The sequence below is a fragment of the Pedobacter sp. SAFR-022 genome (genome assembly GCF_051965375.1).
In the GTDB taxonomy this organism is placed as follows: Bacteria; Bacteroidota; Bacteroidia; order Sphingobacteriales; family Sphingobacteriaceae; genus Pedobacter.
In genome coordinates, this window is record NZ_JBQCME010000003.1 from 421,078 (window position 1) to 440,633 (window position 19,556).

The window sequence follows — 19,556 nt, forward strand, 5'->3', positions numbered from 1 at the left end:
GTTCGAATTAAAATCCAACATTTACGCCAAACAGGAATGTTCTGGCTTGCGGGTATGTTCCGTAATCAATACCCATAGAAGGGCTATTGCCGCTATATTGCTGCACTTCTGGATCAAAACCGTCGTATTTGGTGAAGGTAAGCAGGTTGTATCCAGTTGCAAATACCGTTAATTTGCTCATGTTCCATTTGCCAAGGGCAGCTTTACCAAAGTTATAAGACAGCGTGGCAGTCTTTAAACGTAAGTAAGAGCCATCTTCTACGTATCTGCTTGATGTACGTGAGTTGTCGGTATTTCCGCGGTCTGCTTTTGGAATATTGGTTACCTGCCCTGGTGTTGTCCAGCGGTTTAATACGGTTGCAAGTTGGTTTTTGGAGTCATATAAACCTTCCAGTTCTATACGCGAGGCATTGAAAATGTCGTTGCCCTGAACGCCCTGAAAGAATAATGATAATGCAACAGGCCCGTAACTCAAGTTATTATTGATACCGTAGGTAAATTTAGGCTGCGCATTACCGATAAAAGTACGGTCACCTGCATCAACGCTACCGTTATCATTAAGATCTGCATATTCTGCAGCACCTGTTTGTGAATTTACTCCTGTAAACTGATAGCCATAGAACGATCCCAGTGGTCTACCAACTTCAACCCGAATGGCATCATCGCGCTCGTAAACGCCTCCGAAGTTTATTGAGCTAAGTGAATTACCAAGGCTGGTCACCTTGTTCTTATTGATGGAAAAGTTTAAATCTGTTGTCCAGCTGAATTTCTCGCGTTCAAAATTCTTCGTAGATAATACAAACTCCAGTCCCTTGTTCTCCATAGAGCCAACGTTTCTCGCCTGACTGCCGAAACCAGTTGCCTGTGGCAAAGGAACATTGATCAAAAGATCATTAGTTTTCTTCAAGTAGGCGTCTGCGGTAAAGGTAATCCTGGAGTTAAACATGCTTAGATCCAAGCCGATGTTGGTCTGTGTAGTTTTCTCCCAGGAAATATTCCTGTTTTCCAGCTGTGAAAAGTTGTATGAGCCCTGTGGTGTAGGCTGATACAATGCCAGGTAGGCATAATCTCCGATACCTTCATCATTACCAACTTTACCCCAGCTACCCCTGATCTTTAGATCATTGATCACTTTCGAGTCCATCATGAAGTTCTCGGCGGAAATGCGCCAGCCTGCAGATACTGAAGGGAAGTAACCATAGCGGTTTTCCTTAGCAAATCTTGAAGATCCATCTGCACGCATGTTAGAACTAAACAAATACTTGTTTGCATAAGCATAGGTGATACGTGCTAAATAAGAACGCTTGGTCCATTGCGCAAAGGCTGGTAGTTGTGGAAGTATAGACGTTCCATCCTGCAATAGGTTTTTGTTCGCATCTAAAAACCGGGTAACTTCATATGGATAGAACTTATAATCCGAAGATTGCAGGGTCATACCACCGGTAGCGGTAAATGCATGTTGTGCGAAGTTTTTGGTATAGTTTAGAATATTCTCGTTCAACCATACTTTATCATAGGCCTGATTGTCCCGGTAAATACCTTGCTGTACCCGTCCGTAGTCCGTGGAAAATGGATCAAGGAAGTAGCTGTAAAAGTTGTTGCTGTTATTAGTGCTGATGCTGGATTTGAAATAGAAATCATCCGTAAAATTCACCTGCGCGGAGAATGCGCCCAGAAAACGGAAGTTCCTTGTGGCATTTTTTGCAGCATACGCATTGGCAATCGGGTTCTCCCAGCCCCCGGCATTTGGATTACCGGCATACTGTCCATTTTCATTGAAGACCCCAATGTTCGGCGGAGTTGTCAAAGCTGACAAGATCGTTCCACCACGTGCTACACCTGCATTATCACTTACATCAAATGACTTTCTTGAGGTCAAAGATGCGGAACCGGTTAGCGTTAACCACTTTGTTAGTTTCTGCGAACCATTAAAGTTGGCGGTATATTTATCCAGCACAGCTGGTGCAACAGTACCCTGGTCACGTTGATATCCGGTAGAGAAATAATACTGGCCGCCTTTGATTCCGCCGGCAAGTGAAAGCTGATAGCTATGCTGTTTTCCAGTACCGAAAGTCAGGTCCTGCCAATCCGTTTGTTGGTTTCCGATACTTTGGTAACCAAGCTCCTCCATTAATGCGCCGTACTGTGCGCTATTCAGGACTTTTTGTTGCTGCCACAGGTTAGAAAAACCGGTAAATGCATTGAACCCAACCTGCAGTTTTCCTGCGGTGCCCTTTTTTGTGGTGATCAGAATTACCCCGTTTGCACCGCTTGAGCCATAAATCGCCGCTGCAGACGCATCCTTCAGGATCGTCATCGTTTCTATATCGTTCGGGTTAAGGAAATCTGCATTCCTCGAGGTTACCCCGTCAATAACATACAGCGGACTGTTGGAAGCGGTGATAGAAGTATTACCACGAATACTTACCGCTACTCCAGCACCGGGCTTACCCGACTGCGAAGTAATTTGTACACCCGCTGCTTTACCCTGAATGGCTTGCAATGGATTGGTAACCGGCTGGTTTTGGATGTCTTTAGATGATACAGAAACAACTGCGGTGGTAATGTCCTTTTTTGTTGTTGTTCCGTAACCGATCACGACAACTTCATCAAGCTGATTATCGTCTTCTGATAGTACGACGTTCATCGACGTTTTTCCTGCTACAGGTTGCTCGATGGTTGTGTAACCGATAAATGAAAATGTTAGTGTTGCTTCGGCTGGTGCCGATAATGTGAATCTTCCTTCGGCGGAAGTTACGGTGCCTCTTTGTGCACCTTTGATCTGAATAGATACTCCAGGTAGTGCAATTCCCTGCTTGTCTTTTACGCTCCCGTTAATTGTAATCTCCTGTGCAATCGCGATTGAGAAACCATACAGTAGAAAAACAACAAACAACGCAATCTTCTTTGTCATCATTGCTTTTTGTAGTTTATAATTGGATGCTGTAAAGTTGAAGCTATTTCAGCTCATATCAAAGCAAACCAAGTAAAATACTTTATATAACTTATTGATAAACAAGCTATTGTAAAAATTTGATACGCTTTAGTACCGCAGCGCGATTTTTGGGTTATCGCTGAATATCAGCCTCAAAGACCAATATAGGGGTGCTGTTATTTGATGTCCTGATACGCTTCTATACCCCAGTAACTTTTTTCACGCTATCGGACAAAGACAGCAGGTTTAATCCAGAATGAGCTGGCTCCAGCCTTGTTTACCGGATCTTTTAAGAATGGTTTTCTTCTCTTCCATGGCTGTTTTTACTCGTGAACTGTAAGTCCAGCATGTACTTTGGCGCATATTCAACACCTCCGAGATCTTATGTGATGAGGTCTTCCCCTTGGTTGTGTAAATCAGATAAACCATGTAAAAAGCTTTGTTGATCGGAATCCTGGTGTTGTGAAATATACTATATGAGGTCACAGATTCCTCGTATCCACATTTGCTGCATCTTCGGCTATAAGGCGCGTGACCAGTATAGAACTGGGTCTGCTTACACTTTCTACAGGCATAACCATTCTTCCATTTTAAATCTGCCAAGAACTGGTAACAGGTTTCTTTATCGGGATAGATGCGGCTAAACTCCTCGAAGTCCATTTCGGCCGACATGACCCGGGCGCGGGTTACCTTTTCTACATTGGTATTTAAGGCCTGGTTATCCATCTCCAGCAGCACGTTCATCCGGCTGATGTCTTCGGCTTGCTTTTTCAGTAGCGTGTTCATCTCCTCCAGTTCTGCATTTTTGGCTTCAATAATCAGCGACTTATGGGATACCTCCTGGGTCCGTGCAGCGACCTTAGATTCGAGCTCCCGGTTTATCTTGTCTTTTAACAACCTTAGCTGGTCCGCTATCGCAAAGGAGAAGAGCACCATTTCAGCGACGAAGGAAAAGCTTAAGCTGTAGTAGCTTACTACACCGAAATTCAGCCATCCATAACCAAGCATGATCAGGAATTTCAAACTAAAGCCAATGAACAGCACGCTATAGCCCAGAACAAAAAACCGTGCGGCTTGATAGCCCTTCAGGTAAACGTAGATACCTGCGAAAAACGCAAGACTAAGTGGTACAACCTCCAGGAACTTAAAGCTGAATAAAGCATGGTCGAATAACAGGCAGTATAGAAAGAACAGGAGTCTTAAACCTACCGCAGCGATGATTATTCTGTTGATCTTCGGCGCTTTCACATTTAAATGCAGTAGCTGTCGGGTAAATAGCAGCGCAAATACACTCGTACTGCAAAGTGCTACCGCATAGGCGATCTGGTTGAATTCGGGGTGATTGGGCCAAAGGTACTGGTAAGCGATCCCGTCGGTGCTCATTTCATAAACACCGACGCTTAGGATATAGAGCACATAGTACAAGTACTCTCGTTGCTTCATGGAAATGAATAGTACCAGATTATACAAGCTGAACACGAGGATCATGCCATAGAAAACACCAAAAAACAGGTACTCATTGAGCGCATAAGCGATGAAGAAATCCACCGAACGAAGCACAACGATTGCATCAGCAATTTGTGTGGACCTAATTTTTATATAATAAGTGTTTATCTCCTGGCCTGAATTCTCAATCGGTATTTCAAAGTTCTTGTGCTTCAACCTGCGTTCGACGAAAGGGTATTGATCTCCAAGTACCGTTTCCCGATATCCTCCCGCAGGTTCTGGCATGTACACGGTTATCGCGTCAATGGTCTGGTCGAAGAATTCAAGCAGGTAGTGTTTCTCCGCAGCAGGATTGCTCTTGATCTTAATTTTAAACCAATAGTTCGAGCTTAAGTTCAGGGTTTGCGGCGTACTTGCGGTGCTTGCTTTGAACCGGCCTTCATGATCGGCCCGGCGAATCTGATCGATGCCCAGACTACCCGAGGGGTCTTCAAGCATCTCTATTTCCTTGTAGGTGAATATATGCTGGTTTACATCATCCCGGATCACTACAGGTGTTTGTGCAGCAGCGGGGGAGCATGCAAGTATAATCAGGAACAGGAAAAGAAAGCCTTCGCGGCAATGCTTCAAATCAATTTGGATCATGGGGAAGTCCAAAGTTAAGCATTTAGCCAGAGCAGGGCATAAAAAAAGCCACTACAATTACTGTAGCGGCCTTGTACGAATATAGATAAATATTATCCTTCCTGGTGCAACCAAGCTTTCTTTTCTAGCAATTCAGTCTCCGTTTCACGAACGTCTTCATCATCTACACAGCAGTCTACCGGGCAAACTGCAGCACATTGAGGCTCATCATGGAAACCTTTACACTCTGTACACTTATCGGAAACAATGTAATAGTACTCGTCCGAAATTGCCTCCTGAACGGCATCTGCATCTACCTGGGTTGTACCGAAGTCGATAATTCCTTTTAGGTTGGTACCATCGGAGAACCTCCATGCAGAACCGGCATCATAAATTGCATTATTCGGGCATTCCGGCTCACATGCTCCGCAGTTTATACACTCATCTGTTATTTTAATAGCCATGTCTTCTTTTATATCTATGCTAAGTTTACCTTTGCGGTGCAAATATAACAATCTACTTTTAATTTACCGGAGATATGCCATTCCTTAGCGCTGAAAAATTAATAATTGCTTTCACGAAACTGGGCGCCTTTATGGCTGCACCAGATCCTGCCTTTAATGCAGTGATCGAAGGTTCAAGCAATCATAATGCCTGGTTCACGCCAGAGGAAGTAAAAAGAGCGGTACTATCCCTCGGTAACATGCTCAACAACAACGATCTTGAGAAATGGTTTGAGCACATTGTTATTTCTGAAACGCCGAAAAAGGTAGGTTTAGTACTTGCCGGAAATATCCCGCTGGTCGGCTTTCATGATGTACTTTCCGTATTAGCTACTGGAAACGTCGCATTGATAAAGCTTTCCTCCTCAGATGATAAGCTGTTACCTGCCCTGTTGAAGGTGCTGGTTAGCTTTGAGCCAGCGTTGGAGCAGCAGATTCAGTATACAGAACGTTTGAAAGATTTTGATGCCATCATTGCAACCGGCAGCAACAACTCGTCCAGGTATTTTGATTATTACTTCGGTAAGGTTCCCAACATCATTCGTAAAAACCGGAATAGCGTCGCGGTACTAACAGGTGAGGAAAGTACAGCATCTATTGCGCGGCTCGGGCACGACATATTCGACTATTTTGGTCTGGGATGCAGGAATGTTTCCAAGATCTACATTCCCGAAGGTTATGAGATCAAGCACTTTTTTGAGCCGCTGGAGACCTTTCAGCCGATCATCAATCATTTTAAGTACAACAACAATTACGACTATAATAAATCCATTTACCTGGTAAACCAGGTGCTGCACTACGACAATGGCTTTTTACTTTTGAAGGAAGATACGAGCATGAGCTCCCCTCTGGCGGTATTGTACTTTGAGCAATACAAGAACCTTGAGGATGTAACAGCAAGTTTAATCGCGCAGCAGGATCAAATTCAATGTGTGGTTTCAGAGGCAGCCCTAAATTTGAACATTGCAGTGCTACCCTTCGGGCAAAGTCAGTCGCCAAAGCTTTGGGACTACGCAGACAACGTCAATACCATAGAGTTTCTGAAATCGCTATAGGTTGACTAACGTGGTGTACAGCTGCAGAGCTACTTCTTTGCGGTAAGCTCCGCACGGATATCTTTTACAAAGGAAATGGAAACCTGGGCAACTTCAGAAGCTTGCTCATCCGACATACCCAACTGGGTAATCAGGCTAAGCACAAGCTTTTTCTTCTGCTCTTCCTGCCCCACTTCTTCTCCTTTTTCGAGGCCACCTGGTGCAACCTTTTTAATTGTTCTGATCAGTCCCATATTATTTATCTTTTGAAAAGTTCGTTATTTAAAGAACAGCCATTTTAGATGATTATTGTCATCAGGCCTGCCTTACTGCCATCTTCTATTTTCAAACGACAATTGTCGGCATGAAACATTAAAGTTCCCTGCATTGGCTTGCTTCTTCGAAATTACATAATGTACGGCTATTTTCCGCCAGGGAAGCATGGCTTGCAGGAATTTCAATTGTAAATACTATTTTTGAACAAAATGTATATTATTAAAGTAAAAGGCATCGCCAAAATTCCGGATTATGTGCAGTTGAGGGATGATAAGTTTACCTTGCTGGCATATTTCAGGCTAGACCGTCCGGACAAATCCCTGGAGAAACTCGGCCTTACCGATAAGATACCTTATATAATGAGTGAGATCAATGATTTGCCTTTTGGTGAGATCAAGAAAATAGATATTTAAGCATGGCAGGAAACGCAGTTATAAATCTAAAGAACGTTGATGTTTATCAACAGAAACACCTGGTACTAACCAATGTAAACCTGAATATCGATAAAGGTGAGTTTGTGTTCCTTATTGGCCAAACAGGATCCGGAAAGAGTAGTTTGCTGAAGATCATTTATGGCGACCTGCATATCGGTAATGGTGAGGGCAGTGTAGCGGGGTTTGATTTGAAAAAGCTTGCCATCCGTGATGTACCCTATCTACGCAGAAAGCTTGGCATTGTGTTCCAGGATTTCCAGTTGCTTACCGATCGTACCATTGAAAAGAACCTGGAGTTTGTGCTGAAATCTACCGGCTGGACCGATAAAAACCTGATTCAGGAGCGCATTAAGGATGTGCTGGAGAAGGTAGGCTTAAGGTCGAAGATCCGCAAAATGCCGCATGAGATTTCGGGAGGTGAGCAGCAACGCGTCGTAATTGCCCGTGCATTGCTGAACAACCCGGAGATCATCCTTGCCGATGAGCCTACAGGGAACCTTGACCCGGATACCTCTGAAGAAATTGTGATGCTGCTGAAGCAGATCAGTCAAAGCGGAACCGCGGTTTTGATGGCTACACACGATTACCACATTATACGCACCTTCCCTTCACGTATCATTAAATGTGAAAGCGGTGTGGTTCACGAAGATGCTACCATCAGCTAAAACCAAAGCTGACATAATTATTCCTTTTCAGCCATAATGATCAGCAATTTTCAGGAACGCTGACAGCATGGCTGATATTCTTTCATTGGCAAACCTTTTGAGTTTACCACCAAAAATTCTATTCTACCATGTTTAGCAAGAAGAAAAAGAACGATAACGATACCACGAATATGGAAAATAAGGCCGAAGAGCAAGTAACAAACGAACAGACTACTGCAGCGCAAACCAATGCAGAAGAACAAAGCGGAGCAGATACAGGTGCTGAAGAGACCAAAAATGAAGCTGCGCCAGAACTATCTGTAGAAGAAAAACTTAGACAAGAAAATGCTGCGCTGAATGATAAATATCTGAGATTATTTGCCGAGTTTGACAACTACAAACGCAGGACGCAAAAAGAGCGTATCGAGTTATTGCAAACCGCCGGAAAAGACGTTATTGTATCGCTACTTACTATTCTGGATGATTTTGACCGTGCAAACAAAGCTGCGGAAACTGCGGTTGAAGTTGGCCCGATCAAAGAAGGTGTACAATTGGTACATAACAAACTAATAAGCGTTTTAAGCCAAAAGGGCTTAAAAGTAATGGAGAGTATCAACACACCGTTTGATACCGATTTACACGAAGCAATCACAAAAATTCCCGCTCCAAGTGAAGAACTTAAGGGCAAAGTAATAGATGAACTTGAAAAGGGATATACTTTGAATGACAAAGTGATCCGTTTTGCTAAAGTTGTTGTAGGTAGTTAAAATTATGAGTAAGAGAGATTATTACGATATTCTTGGTGTTTCCAAAAGTTCTTCGGCAGACGAGATCAAAAAGGCCTACCGGAAACTTGCCATTAAATATCACCCGGATAAAAACCCGAACGATAAATCCGCGGAGGATAAGTTCAAGGAAGCTGCTGAAGCTTATGAAGTGCTTAGCAATCCGGAAAAGAAACAGCGTTATGACCACTATGGCCATGCAGGTGTAGGTTCTTCTGCGGCTAGTGGCGGTGGCTACGGTGGTGGCGGCATGAACATGGAGGATATCTTCAGCCAGTTTGGAGATATTTTTGGTGGCGGTGGCGGCAGTCCTTTCGAGAGCTTCTTCGGCGGACAGCAGCAATCACGAGGCGGCCGACGTGTTGCCAAGGGATCAAACCTTAGAATTAAAGTTAAACTGACACTGGAGGAAATTGCCAACGGTGCAGAGAAAAAGATAAAAGTAAACAAACAGGTTACTTGTAAGACCTGTGATGGCAGTGGCGCTAAGGACCGTAACTCGGTAAGCACTTGTAGTACCTGCGGTGGTAGCGGTGCGGTAAGAAGAGTTACCAACACCATTCTTGGCCAGATGCAAACCTCTTCTACCTGCCCTACTTGTAATGGTAGCGGTAGTCAGATTACCAATAAGTGTAACTCCTGCCATGGTGAAGGTACCGTTAGAGGGGAAGAAACCATCACCATTAACATCCCAGCGGGTGTAAGTGACGGTATGCAGTTAAGCATGAGCGGTAAAGGTAATGCCGGTCCTAACGGCGGTATTCCAGGCGATCTGATCATTCTTATCGAAGAGATCCCACACGAAACGCTTAAACGTGAAGGCAACAACATCGTTTATGATCTTCACATCAGCATTATCGATGCAGCACTGGGCTTCAGCGCTGAAGTACCGACCATTGATGGTAAGGCAAAAATCAAGATCGAGCCAGGTACACAAAGTGGTAAGCTTTTACGCCTAAAAGGAAAAGGTATTCCAGAAATAAACTCTTACCAACGTGGTGATGAGATTATCCATGTGAACATCTGGACACCGAAAGCGTTGAGCACTGAAGAGAGAGATCTTTTAGAGAAATTAAGAAGCTCTCCCAACTTCAAGCCGCAACCAGGTAAAAACGATAAAAGCTTCTTCGAGAAGATGAAAGAATACTTTGAATAATTAATTTTTTTATTTTTTTTCTGAAAGCCATCCATAGTGATGGCTTTTTTTGTGGCGTGTTGATAAGGCCTGTTGATAATTATTAATGGATCAGCCTGTAACTTTTAGCGGTTCTAACTTACTAACGTATTATTATATCTAAATTAATAACATGCTTAGCGTAAGAAACATTGTTAAACAGTATGCCAGCCACCGGGCATTAGACGAGGTAAGCCTCGAAGTACCGGAAGGAAAGATCTTCGGCCTGTTGGGCCCGAATGGTGCAGGCAAAACTTCCCTCATCCGGATCATTACACAAATTACCGGCCCCGACAGCGGTGAAGTATTCTTTAGTGGACAGCGCCTGAATGCTGACCATATTGCTCAGATAGGCTATTTGCCTGAAGAACGCGGGTTGTATAAGAAGATGGAGATTGGTGAACAAGTTCTTTACCTGGCGAAATTAAAGGGGCTGAGCACTCAGGAAGCTACTAAACGCATCAAGTACTGGTTTGAAAAACTGGAGATGCAGGATTGGTGGAAAAAAAAGGTGGAAGACCTGAGTAAAGGCATGCAGCAGAAAGTGCAGTTTGTTGCTACGGTGCTTCATCAGCCTGAGCTGATCATTCTGGATGAGCCATTCTCTGGCTTTGATCCTGTAAACGCAGACATCATTAAAAATGAGATCCTGGAGCTGAATAAGCAAGGTGCGACGTTCATCTTTTCCACCCACCGCATGGAGTCTGTAGAAGAGCTGTGTGACCATATCGCTTTGATACATCGTTCAAAGAAAATTTTAGACGGCTCTGTAGGTGATATCAAGTCAACCTACAGGAGCAATACTTACTGGGTGGAATACGAAGGTGACTATAGTTTAACCCAGGCAGACCCAATATTCTCTGTACTGCAAAGCCAGCAACTCGGCAATACAACCAGAATAAAGATTCAGCTTCGCCCTGGGCAATCTGCTAATCAGGTGCTCCTTGCACTGCTTCCTCATGTGAGCATTCAACGCCTGGATGAAGTAATCCCTACCATGAACGACATATTTATTGATAAAGTTAAAAACGTAAACTAATGGCCACAAACAAGACCTTACTAATTATCGAACGTGAATATATGTCGAGGGTTAAAAAGAAGTCATTTATTGTAATGACTTTACTTGGCCCGCTTATCATTGCGGTATTCTATGGTTTAATCATTTACTTTTCCATTCAGGGCGTCTCCGGCACATCAGATAAGATTGCTGTGGTGAATGAAAACAAGACGATTACAGAAAAGCTGAAGTCGAACAAGAACATTCAGTATGCCTACGTTTCGACCCCACTTGCTGATATGAAAAAATCGGTAAAGAATTCCGGTTACGACTATATCCTATACATTCCTGATTTTCCGCTGGACAAGCCTGAGGGCGTTCAGATCCTTGGTGAAAAGCAAGCGGGCATGAACCTCAGCGGACGGGTATCCGACCATATTGAAGAGCTGATCCGTAATCAGAAGCTGAAAGCCTCCGGTCTTCAACAGGCAGATCTGGATAACCTTAAATCCTCGGTGAACATTAGTGTTAAGAAAATTGCTGAAACCGGTGAAGAGGAGGATTCCAGTGCAGGCGTAAGCACGATCATAGCTTATGTTTCCGGAATCCTGATGTTTATTTTTATTATGCTTTACGGGATCCAGGTCATGCGGGGCGTTATTGAAGAGAAAACAAGCCGGATCATTGAAGTGATGATCTCTTCAGTGAAACCTTTTCAGCTGATGTTGGGTAAGATTGTCGGCATTGCATTGGTTGGCCTGACCCAGTTTTTATTGTGGATCGTGTTGACCACTGCAATTTCAACTGCGGTGATTAAGGTTTTCGTATCAGACGAGGATTTAAAGCAAACCACCATGGTGCAGAACGACGGTGGTAAAGTTACCTCAGCTGCCGCAGTTAAGGATAGCCCTTTTGGCGATATCCAGAAGAGTATGGCAAACCTGGAAGTTGGAAAGATCGTGGTGGTATTCTTATTCTTCTTCTTTGGAGGTTACCTGTTCTACAGCGCCCTGTATGCCGCCATCGGCTCTGCCGTAGACAATGAGACGGAAACCCAACAGTTTATGATGCCCGTCATGATGCCACTGTTTTTGGGCTACGCTTTATCTTTAAGTGTGGTGACCAATGATCCATATGGCTCAATTGCCTTTTGGTTGTCGATGATTCCTTTTACCTCTCCTATCGCCATGATGGTGCGATTACCTTATGGCGTTCCGGATTGGCAGCTGGCTTTATCCATGGCAATTCTGGTGGTAGGCTTTATTGGCACGGTTTGGGTTGCATCTAAGATCTACCGTGTCGGTATTCTGATGTACGGTAAAAAGACAAACTTCAAAGAGATGGTAAAATGGTTTACCTATAAAAATTAATTCATGAAAGCAGCTGTTATAGATCTTGGCACAAACACCTTCCACCTCATTATCGCTAATCTGGAGGCTGGGAACGGAGAAATGATCTATAAAACCACTGTTCCAGTGAAGTTGGGAGAAGGTAGGATCAATGAAAACATCATTATCCCTGCGGCCTTCGAACGAGGACTGGCAGCGCTGGAAGCTTTCGCAGCAACAATCAAATCACACGAGGTGGATGTAGTGAAAGCTACAGCCACCTCTGCTGTACGTAGCGCTTCCAATGGGAAGGCGTTCGTTGAAGCAGCCCTTGAAAGATCCGGCATTGCCATTGATGTAATCGATGGAGATACTGAAGCAGCCCTGATCTACAAGGGTGTGCAGGCGACCGGGCTGATCACAGCGACGAGTTTGGTCATGGATATCGGTGGTGGTAGTACAGAGTTCATCCTTTGTACGCGGACTGAAGTGCTCTGGAAAAAAAGCTATAATATCGGTGCTGCACGTTTGATGCAGGCATATTTTAAGTCAGACCCGATCAGTGAAGACGAAAAATCTGCCATTTATCACCATTTGGCAGCGCTAACGGCTGAGCTGCTGCAACAGTGTGAGCAGCACAGGCCTCAGAAACTCATCGGCTCGGCAGGCGCCTTTGAATCCTTCGCCGGCATGCTGATGATTCAGAACAACAGGCCCGCGAATGATATTGCCTCTGGAGAGATCAACTTCATGCAATATCTGCAGCTGTCCAGCCGTCTGATTGACTCTACACATGAACAGCGCTTGCATATGGAGGGGCTTATTCCGCTCCGGGTAGACATGATCGTGATCGCAGCGCTACTGGTGAACTTTGTGCTCGAAAACACGCGCATCAGACAGCTTAGCCTTTCCACATACGACCTGAAAATGGGGGTTCTCGCTATGCTGAAAGAAGATTACAACTTAGACAATTCTGTATAAAGCTTTTCTGTCGGCAGTCCCATGACATTGGTGTAGGATCCTACGATCTTCTCTACCCCAATCATGCCAATCCAATCCTGCACGCCGTATGCGCCAGCTTTATCAAAGGGGTTGTAATGGTTCACGTAATAGTTGATCTGTGCGATATTCAAGGGCCGGAAATAGACCTCCGTTACATCAAAGAAGGTGTGCAATGCGCCGTTATAGGCCAGGCTTACACCGGTAAACACCTCATGCATATTTCCAGAAAGCTTAGTGATCATCTCCACTGCATGTGCCGCATCTGTAGGTTTTCCAAGGATTTCATTTTGAAAGGAAACAATGGTATCTGCAGTAATCACTACGGCTTTCAGTTGGTCGGGAAGGAAGGCTTTAGCTTTCTGCTCACTGATATATTGTGCAACCTGATGTGGTTTTAAGCCTTCAGGGTAACTTTCATCGATATCTTTAAGCAGTACCTCAAAATCAAGATCCATGAGCTTTAAAAGCTCATGGCGACGTGGTGATTTTGAAGCAAGTATAATTGGATGATTTTGAACAAGCATGGTTTTTAAGTTTTTGCTAAAATAAGAAAAGCGGCTGTAAGCCGCTTTCATAATGATAATAATGTCTTTTATATTGCTGAATCTGCTGCCGAGGGATTAGGATCAAACCACTTCCCCTGGATTTTAAGGACTTTTTCAATGACATCTCTAACGGCAGTTTTGCCACCATTATAAGGGGAAATGTAGGTTGAAAGCGCCTTAATCTCCTCTACCGCGTCCGCCGGACAAGTTGGTAGACCCACAAGCTTCATGATCTTGTAATCAGGGATATCATCCCCCATATACAACACTTCTGCGGGCTGAAGCTGGTACTGCGCTAAGATCTGTTCGAAAACTGCTACTTTATCGGATACTCCAAGATAGATATTCTTGATGCCCAGGCCTTCGAAACGTTTTTGCATGGCCTCACCACTCCCTCCGGAAATGATGCAGACATGATAGCCCTTTTTAACGGCAAGCTGAAGGGCATAGCCATCCTTGATGTTAAAGCTGCGCAGAAACTCTCCGGTATTTGAAGCCAGGATATCCCCGGTCGTTAACACACCGTCAACGTCAAAAATCAGGGTCGTGATTTCCTGTAGCTTCTGCAGAAACATTAATCCTGGTTATCGCGCCATTCGTACACCCATGCCGACTGGATTTGCTCCAGATGGCCTTCATTGCTTTCTTCTCTTGTACCTTTGAAGTTCGGCAATGTAAGTACCCATTCCAATAGTTCGGTGAACCGTACACGGTAGATTTTACCTTCATTAAATTCATCTCCGAACTTCTCATAAAGTTCTTGTGCGATGTCTTCATAGTCGTTCCAATAAATTGGAAGCGCAAATTTATCCTGCATATTCGTTTATTTAAATTTGATTAGTGACCAAGGAATTCCGACTGATCCGGAATGGTAACGGAGATATCTCCTGATAAAACTACACACTGACAACCCAATCTGGAGGTGATCCTCGGGCGAACAGCTCTGTCAATAAAATCCTCTTCCTTGTCTGAGATTTCCTGAATATTATCCATACCAGCAGTTACATATACATGGCAGGTACTGCAACCGCAAACACCGCCACAGTTGTGTTGTAATTGGATTCCGTTGTCCAGGCAAACGTCAAGAACGTTTTCACCTCCGGCGATCGGAAGCTCCACAGGTTCTTTAGTTTTATCTTCGAAGTTTATTTTTAATTTATAAATGCTCATAATCGTGTTCAAAAATAAGAAGCGTAAACCGCAATATTGTTATAGGTGCGTCTTTTTAATACTTTCACTTAAAGTTTTGTAGATCTCCTGCAAGTCCGGCCGATCATCTAAAAGCCGCAAATGTTTTACCATAGTCTCCTGATCGCCTCTAACTGCAGGGCCGGTCTGGACGTCGAAAGGCACAGCATCCTCTATCTTGCGGGCAGTTTCGGCAATCAATGGTTTCAATATCTCGAAGTCAAGACCACGCGCTTGCAAAAGGGAATGCCCTAGATGATATAGGTGATTGCTGAAATTACAAGCGAACACTGCGGCAAGATGTAGAACTTTGCGCTGTTCTGAATCCAACGTATACCGAGCAGTACTGATCAATTTTGCGGCAGCTTCTAACACCTGCATGGCAGCGGTGGAATTTGCCTCCAGGCACATGGGGGTATCTGATAGGTCGAGTGCTTTTTGCTTAGAGAATGTTTGCAGAGGATAGAAAACGCCTTTGTTTTCAATTCCTTGAAGTACATCTATGGCGGTAGCACCAGAAGTATGTGCCACCACACCATGAAGGTGCTGCAAGAACGGTACAAGATCTTGAATGACATCGTCTTTCACGGCAATGAGATACAAGTCCGCATTGCGGTCTAATGAAGAAAGATCATCAATTGCTGGTGCATGCAGCCGTTCGGCCAGGTGCTCCGCATTAGCCTTGCTCCTGCTCCAAACCTGCGTAATCTGCTGTCCTGATGTACTTAAAGCTATTCCCAAGTGGGTTGCTACATTCCCTGATCCCAGAAAAACGATCCTCATTTGATTTACATTAATTTAAAAAACAAAACCTGCAGCTTCATGCTGCAGGTCCTGATTAGTTTGTGGTAAGTTCTTTTTTCCTCCTGATGATCGACAGCATAAAGCCAACAACCATCACAATCGTACCCACCCAATATAAGTTGATGTAAGGGAACTCAATAGATTTAAATACAACCCAGTCTTTTGCTTGCTGTGGTTTTTCATAAACCTGAAGTTCAACCGAATTCTGTTCCGGTATGATCTTGGTAAATCTTACCCGAATACCGAGTTCATCAATATTCCTGGCGAAGTCGAAGGTGTTATTCCCTTTAACCAGGAATATCGGCTCAGCTTTATAGATCTTTCCATTTAAGTTGATTTCGATAGGCAGTCCTACGGCAACATCTTCTTTAGCAAGCACCAACTGTTTAGCCGTAGGCTTGAAGTTCAATGGCTTCACCGTAAGAATACCACTGCTGGTATGAACGGTGTCACCTGGCTTAACGCTCAGAATTCGAGGTGCCTTATAGTTCTCTTCAGGCGAGTGCCCTTCGTGATCTTCATGCTCTTCCTTCTCCGCAGGTGCACTGGTGATGTGTGTGTAAATGTCTGAAGTCAGGTAATGCTTGGTATCTGGCGAGGCGATCAGGCCCATCTTTTCGTTCGACTGAACGTGTGGGTTCAAATCGAAATCTTCTTTGATCTCACCAGTCTTAGGATCAATAACCTTAAAGTTTAACTTATAGTAGGTATTCGGTGCTATGGTGCTATCGCTAACATAAGTAACCGTGTAGCGGCCCATGGTTTTAGGCTCATTCTTATAAAGCACCATGTTTTCGCCAGGCTTTTCGGCCTTTTCAAAGTCCTTCACCGGGATGAAGTTACTTGCGTTAAGTGATATCGGCTGACTGGTTGCCGAAGCTACCAATGCGCCCACCAATAGTAGCGCAAAGCCCATGTGGGCAACTGCTGCACCAACAAGCTTGCCTTTACCACCGAAGCCCACAACCAGGATCTTCGCATTCGAAAGAATGGCAAATACACATGAAAAGGTCAGTAAGATGTACATAAGATTGGTATAAATACCCGCGATGTACACATACACTCCAGTAACAACAACCGCGAATACTATGCTACCGACCAAATTGCTATAGAACTTCCTGGCATTGGTGCGTTTGTATTTGAGGAACTGTGAAAATCCGGAGATAACCGTGATCAGAATGGCAAATGGTGCCTGCCACTGGTTATAGTATTTAATAGGATCAATTGGTGGCGCGAAGTTGGTACCAAAAACCTTGTTGAATACCGGTACTGATGTCGTGAAGATCACCTGAATACAAGCCACGGTTACAACCAGTGCACCAATGAACATCCAGAACTCCCGTGAATAAGTCTCTTCATCTTTATTCGTGATCGGCAATTCCTTCCATCGTAGCGCCATAAAGATCACCGGGATGGCAAGGAACACCACGTTGTAAAGAATCAGGTGCCCAAACATCCCCAGGTCAGTAAAGGAGTGTACAGAAGTTTCACCCAGAATACCACTTCTGGTCAGGAAAGAAGCATATAGTACCAGAATAAAGCTTAATACAACCAGCGTAATCGCGGTAAAGAAAGCGTGTCCCGTGTTTTTAAATGCAATTAGCACGTGAACCCCTGCAATCAGCATCAGCCATGGAATAAGCGAAGCATTCTCCACCGGATCCCAGGCCCAGAATCCACCAAAGTTCAGCGCTTCATAGGCCCAAAATGAACCCATGATAATCCCTGCGCCAAGAATCATTACTGCGAACAACGACCAAGGTAGCGCTGGTTTAACCCAGTCCTTATACCTGCGCTGCCATAAACCGGCAACGGCATAAGCAAAGGGAACAACCATACTCGCAAAGCCAAGGAACAAGGTAGGCGGGTGAATAACCATCCAGTAGTTCTGAAGCAAGGGGTTTAATCCGCGGCCATCAGTTATAAATTTCAAATAATTTTTAAAGTTTTCCGGATCAGCGAAGACTACCGGTGCCATCGCTTTCAGATCTACGGCATCACGCAAAAGGATGAAAGGTGAACTACCAACACGGGTACCCAGGATATCTACTCCAAGTAACATAGAGGTTAAAAACACCTGTGAAAACGCAACAATGGTCATCACCCCATTTTCCCAGCTCTTTGCTTTCCAGATCAGGATTAATCCAAGCAATGATTGCCAGAATGCCCAAAGCCAGAAACTTCCCTCCTGTCCTTCCCAGAAAGCCGATACAATGTAATACACCGGCAGTGCTTTAGAAGAGTGGAAGTAAACGTAATAGTATTCGTTATAATGATTTAAGATCAGGTAAAACAAAGTTGCACCGATAGCGATAATACTCACCATGTTGGTGATGAAACCAAGGCGACCTAGCCTGGTCCAGGAATTATTATCTAGTTCTTTGTTTGTAGTCGCAAAAAAGTAGGAGATGGTTGAAAATAAAGAAGCGGCAAAAGCAAGGACAATAAAAAACTGTCCGACTTTCCCGGGGAGGAGGGTTTCTCCAATAAATTGTGTATCCATTAAGGGCTTTAGTATTTTGAATCTATTGAGGTTGTTCTACAGTTCCATCTTGCTTTACTTCAACAAGATTGTCATTATATTTTGAAGGACATTTCATCAGAATTTTAGAAGCATAGAACGTATCTTTCTCCATCTTTCCAATCAGCACGAGTTTCTCGGAACGCTCGAAATCCTGAGGTTTAGTGCCATTATAAACAACTTTGTTCACTGCACCTTTCTCATCTTTCATATAGAATGCAAAATGATTCGCATCTTTCTCCGCATCGTAGTACATGCCTTTCTCTTTTTCCCAATAACCCATTACATGGAATTCACGGGATTCCTTTGCTGCATCCTGAAAAGTTGAATAACTGCTGGTATCAGCATTCAAACTCACCAAAAAACAAACACATAAAGCAATTGTGATTAAACCTATAATTGCACTTTTTTTCATGGTATAAATAAGATTTAAAGCTTCTCACAAAGATAAAAATTAAACCCACCTATTAGACCGCCGCTTTCTGCTATTCATGTTCTTGACGATATATTGATAGTTCTCTGACAATGGATTGGGGTTTTATGTAAGCAAACTGCCGTTTCAAAAAATATTATTCTAAGTATTGGGTTTTAATCATCGAAGGCATGGTTTTTTGCATTTTCAATACCTTCGGTTTCGACACACGTCTGATGTATGGCTCCCAGCCATGACGTTTATAGTAATCCTGATGCTCCATCTCCGCCGGGTAAAACTTATCCAGCTGTATCAGTTCAGTAACGATCATATTTCCAAACCTCGTGCTGTCCAAGACCTTTCTCAAAGCAAGCAATGCTTTATACTCTCGCTCATTGCGGTAAAAAGCTATGGAACGATAGTCGGAGCCAATATCGGGACCTTGTCGATTCAACTGTGTTGGATCATGCGCCTCGAAAAAGGCATTCGCCAGCTGTTCAAAGCTGATCACCTTTGGATCATAGTATACCTGCACCGCCTCTGCATGCCCTGTCGTTCCCGATAACACTTCATCGTAGCTTGGATTTGCAGTGCTACCACCGGCATAACCACTAATTGCTTTATTAACGCCTTTAAGCTGAATCATACACTCCTGCATGGCCCAAAAACATCCGCCGGCAAAGGTTGCCACCTGCTCCTTAGCTTGAGGCTCAGGAAGCACCGCAAAACCATCTAGCTCCTGGATCTCCTGCATGCTGGAACTTGTGCAGGACAAAAAGATGCTGAGCAGCAACACAACAAAAAGCGGAGTTCTGATTTTCATATCCTTCGTTTGTAATATATACGCCACTGTCGCTGAAAACGTATGTTTCTGATCTTCAAACAAAAGTCATATAAACGACAA

Annotated in this window: 20 protein-coding genes; 8 read left to right on the forward strand and 12 right to left on the reverse strand. The window is 44.0% G+C overall.

Annotated features, from left to right (window positions below; all coding sequences use genetic code 11):
* Window positions 1-7: 7 nt before the first annotated feature.
* From ACTHQF_RS10305 to ACTHQF_RS10315, 3 genes are all read right to left on the reverse strand, one after another.
* The gene (locus ACTHQF_RS10305; RefSeq protein ID WP_440430127.1) at window positions 8-2,917 is read right to left on the reverse strand and encodes a SusC/RagA family TonB-linked outer membrane protein; all 2,910 of its coding nucleotides are present in this window, start codon (window positions 2,915-2,917) and stop codon (window positions 8-10) included.
* Window positions 2,918-3,181: 264 nt separating this feature from the next.
* Window positions 3,182-5,026, reverse strand: coding sequence for a 7TM diverse intracellular signaling domain-containing protein (locus ACTHQF_RS10310; RefSeq protein ID WP_440430128.1), 1,845 nt, complete (start codon window positions 5,024-5,026; stop codon window positions 3,182-3,184).
* A gap of 92 nt (window positions 5,027-5,118) precedes the next feature.
* Window positions 5,119-5,469, reverse strand: a complete 351-nt coding sequence (locus ACTHQF_RS10315; RefSeq protein ID WP_440430129.1) for a 4Fe-4S dicluster domain-containing protein — start codon at window positions 5,467-5,469, stop codon at window positions 5,119-5,121.
* Between the two features lie 74 nt (window positions 5,470-5,543).
* Between ACTHQF_RS10315 and ACTHQF_RS10320 the strand changes: the two genes are divergently transcribed.
* The gene (locus ACTHQF_RS10320; RefSeq protein WP_440430130.1) at window positions 5,544-6,563 is read left to right on the forward strand and encodes an acyl-CoA reductase; all 1,020 of its coding nucleotides are present in this window, start codon (window positions 5,544-5,546) and stop codon (window positions 6,561-6,563) included.
* 29 nt (window positions 6,564-6,592) lie between these two features.
* Here ACTHQF_RS10320 and ACTHQF_RS10325 read toward each other — a convergent pair whose 3' ends face one another.
* Window positions 6,593-6,796 carry a hypothetical protein gene (locus ACTHQF_RS10325; protein WP_440430131.1) on the reverse strand — a complete coding sequence of 68 codons (204 nt, stop codon included), beginning with the start codon at window positions 6,794-6,796 and terminating at the stop codon, window positions 6,593-6,595.
* A 231-nt stretch (window positions 6,797-7,027) separates the two neighbouring features.
* Here ACTHQF_RS10325 and ACTHQF_RS10330 point away from each other — a divergent pair, with 231 nt between their 5' ends.
* The 7 genes from ACTHQF_RS10330 to ACTHQF_RS10360 all read left to right on the forward strand — a co-directional run bounded on the left by ACTHQF_RS10330 (window position 7,028) and on the right by ACTHQF_RS10360 (window position 13,161).
* Window positions 7,028-7,231, forward strand: a complete 204-nt coding sequence (locus ACTHQF_RS10330) for a fructose-6-phosphate aldolase (RefSeq protein WP_440430132.1) — start codon at window positions 7,028-7,030, stop codon at window positions 7,229-7,231.
* Between the two features lie 2 nt (window positions 7,232-7,233).
* On the forward strand, window positions 7,234-7,917 hold the full coding sequence (locus ACTHQF_RS10335) for a cell division ATP-binding protein FtsE (protein WP_440430133.1): 684 nt from the start codon (window positions 7,234-7,236) through the stop codon (window positions 7,915-7,917).
* Between the two features lie 128 nt (window positions 7,918-8,045).
* Entirely contained in the window at window positions 8,046-8,663 is a 618-nt protein-coding gene (locus ACTHQF_RS10340) for a nucleotide exchange factor GrpE (RefSeq protein WP_440430134.1), read from the forward strand.
* Between the two features lie 4 nt (window positions 8,664-8,667).
* Window positions 8,668-9,837 carry a molecular chaperone DnaJ gene (gene dnaJ, locus ACTHQF_RS10345; protein ID WP_440430135.1) on the forward strand — a complete coding sequence of 390 codons (1,170 nt, stop codon included), beginning with the start codon at window positions 8,668-8,670 and terminating at the stop codon, window positions 9,835-9,837.
* Window positions 9,838-9,988: 151 nt separating this feature from the next.
* Window positions 9,989-10,894: an ABC transporter ATP-binding protein gene (locus tag ACTHQF_RS10350; protein ID WP_440430136.1), complete on the forward strand. Its 906-nt coding sequence runs from the start codon at window positions 9,989-9,991 to the stop codon at window positions 10,892-10,894.
* Complete coding sequence (locus tag ACTHQF_RS10355) at window positions 10,894-12,222, forward strand: ABC transporter permease (RefSeq protein WP_440430137.1); 1,329 nt, start codon at window positions 10,894-10,896, stop codon at window positions 12,220-12,222. Before ACTHQF_RS10350 ends, ACTHQF_RS10355 begins: the two co-directional genes overlap by 1 nt.
* 3 nt (window positions 12,223-12,225) lie before the next feature.
* Complete coding sequence (locus ACTHQF_RS10360) at window positions 12,226-13,161, forward strand: Ppx/GppA phosphatase family protein (RefSeq protein ID WP_440430138.1); 936 nt, start codon at window positions 12,226-12,228, stop codon at window positions 13,159-13,161.
* Here the strand turns inward: ACTHQF_RS10360 and ACTHQF_RS10365 are convergent.
* The 8 genes from ACTHQF_RS10365 to msrA form a co-directional block, all read right to left on the reverse strand.
* On the reverse strand, window positions 13,137-13,706 hold the full coding sequence (locus ACTHQF_RS10365) for a Maf family nucleotide pyrophosphatase (protein ID WP_440430139.1): 570 nt from the start codon (window positions 13,704-13,706) through the stop codon (window positions 13,137-13,139). The genes ACTHQF_RS10360 and ACTHQF_RS10365 overlap by 25 nt on opposite strands.
* Window positions 13,707-13,774: 68 nt before the next feature.
* Window positions 13,775-14,302, reverse strand: coding sequence for a KdsC family phosphatase (locus tag ACTHQF_RS10370; RefSeq protein ID WP_440430140.1), 528 nt, complete (start codon window positions 14,300-14,302; stop codon window positions 13,775-13,777).
* Window positions 14,302-14,544, reverse strand: a complete 243-nt coding sequence (gene iscX / locus ACTHQF_RS10375; RefSeq protein WP_440430141.1) for a Fe-S cluster assembly protein IscX — start codon at window positions 14,542-14,544, stop codon at window positions 14,302-14,304. The genes ACTHQF_RS10370 and iscX overlap by 1 nt, the downstream gene beginning before the upstream one ends.
* Window positions 14,545-14,564: 20 nt before the next feature.
* Complete coding sequence (locus tag ACTHQF_RS10380) at window positions 14,565-14,897, reverse strand: 2Fe-2S iron-sulfur cluster-binding protein (protein WP_440430142.1); 333 nt, start codon at window positions 14,895-14,897, stop codon at window positions 14,565-14,567.
* A 39-nt stretch (window positions 14,898-14,936) separates the two neighbouring features.
* Window positions 14,937-15,698 carry a Rossmann-like and DUF2520 domain-containing protein gene (locus ACTHQF_RS10385; RefSeq protein WP_440430143.1) on the reverse strand — a complete coding sequence of 254 codons (762 nt, stop codon included), beginning with the start codon at window positions 15,696-15,698 and terminating at the stop codon, window positions 14,937-14,939.
* Between the two features lie 55 nt (window positions 15,699-15,753).
* Window positions 15,754-18,222: a heme lyase CcmF/NrfE family subunit gene (locus ACTHQF_RS10390; RefSeq protein ID WP_440430144.1), complete on the reverse strand. Its 2,469-nt coding sequence runs from the start codon at window positions 18,220-18,222 to the stop codon at window positions 15,754-15,756.
* Between the two features lie 22 nt (window positions 18,223-18,244).
* Window positions 18,245-18,655, reverse strand: a complete 411-nt coding sequence (locus ACTHQF_RS10395; RefSeq protein ID WP_440430145.1) for a cytochrome c maturation protein CcmE domain-containing protein — start codon at window positions 18,653-18,655, stop codon at window positions 18,245-18,247.
* Between the two features lie 154 nt (window positions 18,656-18,809).
* Window positions 18,810-19,475, reverse strand: a complete 666-nt coding sequence (msrA, locus tag ACTHQF_RS10400) for a peptide-methionine (S)-S-oxide reductase MsrA (RefSeq protein WP_440430146.1) — start codon at window positions 19,473-19,475, stop codon at window positions 18,810-18,812.
* Window positions 19,476-19,556 lie beyond the last annotated feature (81 nt).

Excerpts from the sequence above, each read along its gene's own strand:
- ACTHQF_RS10305 (WP_440430127.1), bottom strand. The coding sequence starts at position 2,917 with ATGATGACAAAGAAGATTGCGTTGTTTGTTGTTTTTCTACTGTATGGT.
- ACTHQF_RS10310 (WP_440430128.1), bottom strand. The coding sequence starts at position 5,026 with ATGATCCAAATTGATTTGAAGCATTGCCGCGAAGGCTTTCTTTTCCTG.
- ACTHQF_RS10315 (WP_440430129.1), bottom strand. The coding sequence starts at position 5,469 with ATGGCTATTAAAATAACAGATGAGTGTATAAACTGCGGAGCATGTGAG.
- ACTHQF_RS10320 (WP_440430130.1), top strand. The coding sequence starts at position 5,544 with ATGCCATTCCTTAGCGCTGAAAAATTAATAATTGCTTTCACGAAACTG.
- ACTHQF_RS10325 (WP_440430131.1), bottom strand. The coding sequence starts at position 6,796 with ATGGGACTGATCAGAACAATTAAAAAGGTTGCACCAGGTGGCCTCGAA.
- ACTHQF_RS10330 (WP_440430132.1), top strand. The coding sequence starts at position 7,028 with ATGTATATTATTAAAGTAAAAGGCATCGCCAAAATTCCGGATTATGTG.
- ACTHQF_RS10335 (WP_440430133.1), top strand. The coding sequence starts at position 7,234 with ATGGCAGGAAACGCAGTTATAAATCTAAAGAACGTTGATGTTTATCAA.
- ACTHQF_RS10340 (WP_440430134.1), top strand. The coding sequence starts at position 8,046 with ATGTTTAGCAAGAAGAAAAAGAACGATAACGATACCACGAATATGGAA.
- dnaJ (WP_440430135.1), top strand. The coding sequence starts at position 8,668 with ATGAGTAAGAGAGATTATTACGATATTCTTGGTGTTTCCAAAAGTTCT.
- ACTHQF_RS10350 (WP_440430136.1), top strand. The coding sequence starts at position 9,989 with ATGCTTAGCGTAAGAAACATTGTTAAACAGTATGCCAGCCACCGGGCA.
- ACTHQF_RS10355 (WP_440430137.1), top strand. The coding sequence starts at position 10,894 with ATGGCCACAAACAAGACCTTACTAATTATCGAACGTGAATATATGTCG.
- ACTHQF_RS10360 (WP_440430138.1), top strand. The coding sequence starts at position 12,226 with ATGAAAGCAGCTGTTATAGATCTTGGCACAAACACCTTCCACCTCATT.
- ACTHQF_RS10365 (WP_440430139.1), bottom strand. The coding sequence starts at position 13,706 with ATGCTTGTTCAAAATCATCCAATTATACTTGCTTCAAAATCACCACGT.
- ACTHQF_RS10370 (WP_440430140.1), bottom strand. The coding sequence starts at position 14,302 with ATGTTTCTGCAGAAGCTACAGGAAATCACGACCCTGATTTTTGACGTT.
- iscX (WP_440430141.1), bottom strand. The coding sequence starts at position 14,544 with ATGCAGGATAAATTTGCGCTTCCAATTTATTGGAACGACTATGAAGAC.
- ACTHQF_RS10380 (WP_440430142.1), bottom strand. The coding sequence starts at position 14,897 with ATGAGCATTTATAAATTAAAAATAAACTTCGAAGATAAAACTAAAGAA.
- ACTHQF_RS10385 (WP_440430143.1), bottom strand. The coding sequence starts at position 15,698 with ATGAGGATCGTTTTTCTGGGATCAGGGAATGTAGCAACCCACTTGGGA.
- ACTHQF_RS10390 (WP_440430144.1), bottom strand. The coding sequence starts at position 18,222 with ATGGATACACAATTTATTGGAGAAACCCTCCTCCCCGGGAAAGTCGGA.
- ACTHQF_RS10395 (WP_440430145.1), bottom strand. The coding sequence starts at position 18,655 with ATGAAAAAAAGTGCAATTATAGGTTTAATCACAATTGCTTTATGTGTT.
- msrA (WP_440430146.1), bottom strand. The coding sequence starts at position 19,475 with ATGAAAATCAGAACTCCGCTTTTTGTTGTGTTGCTGCTCAGCATCTTT.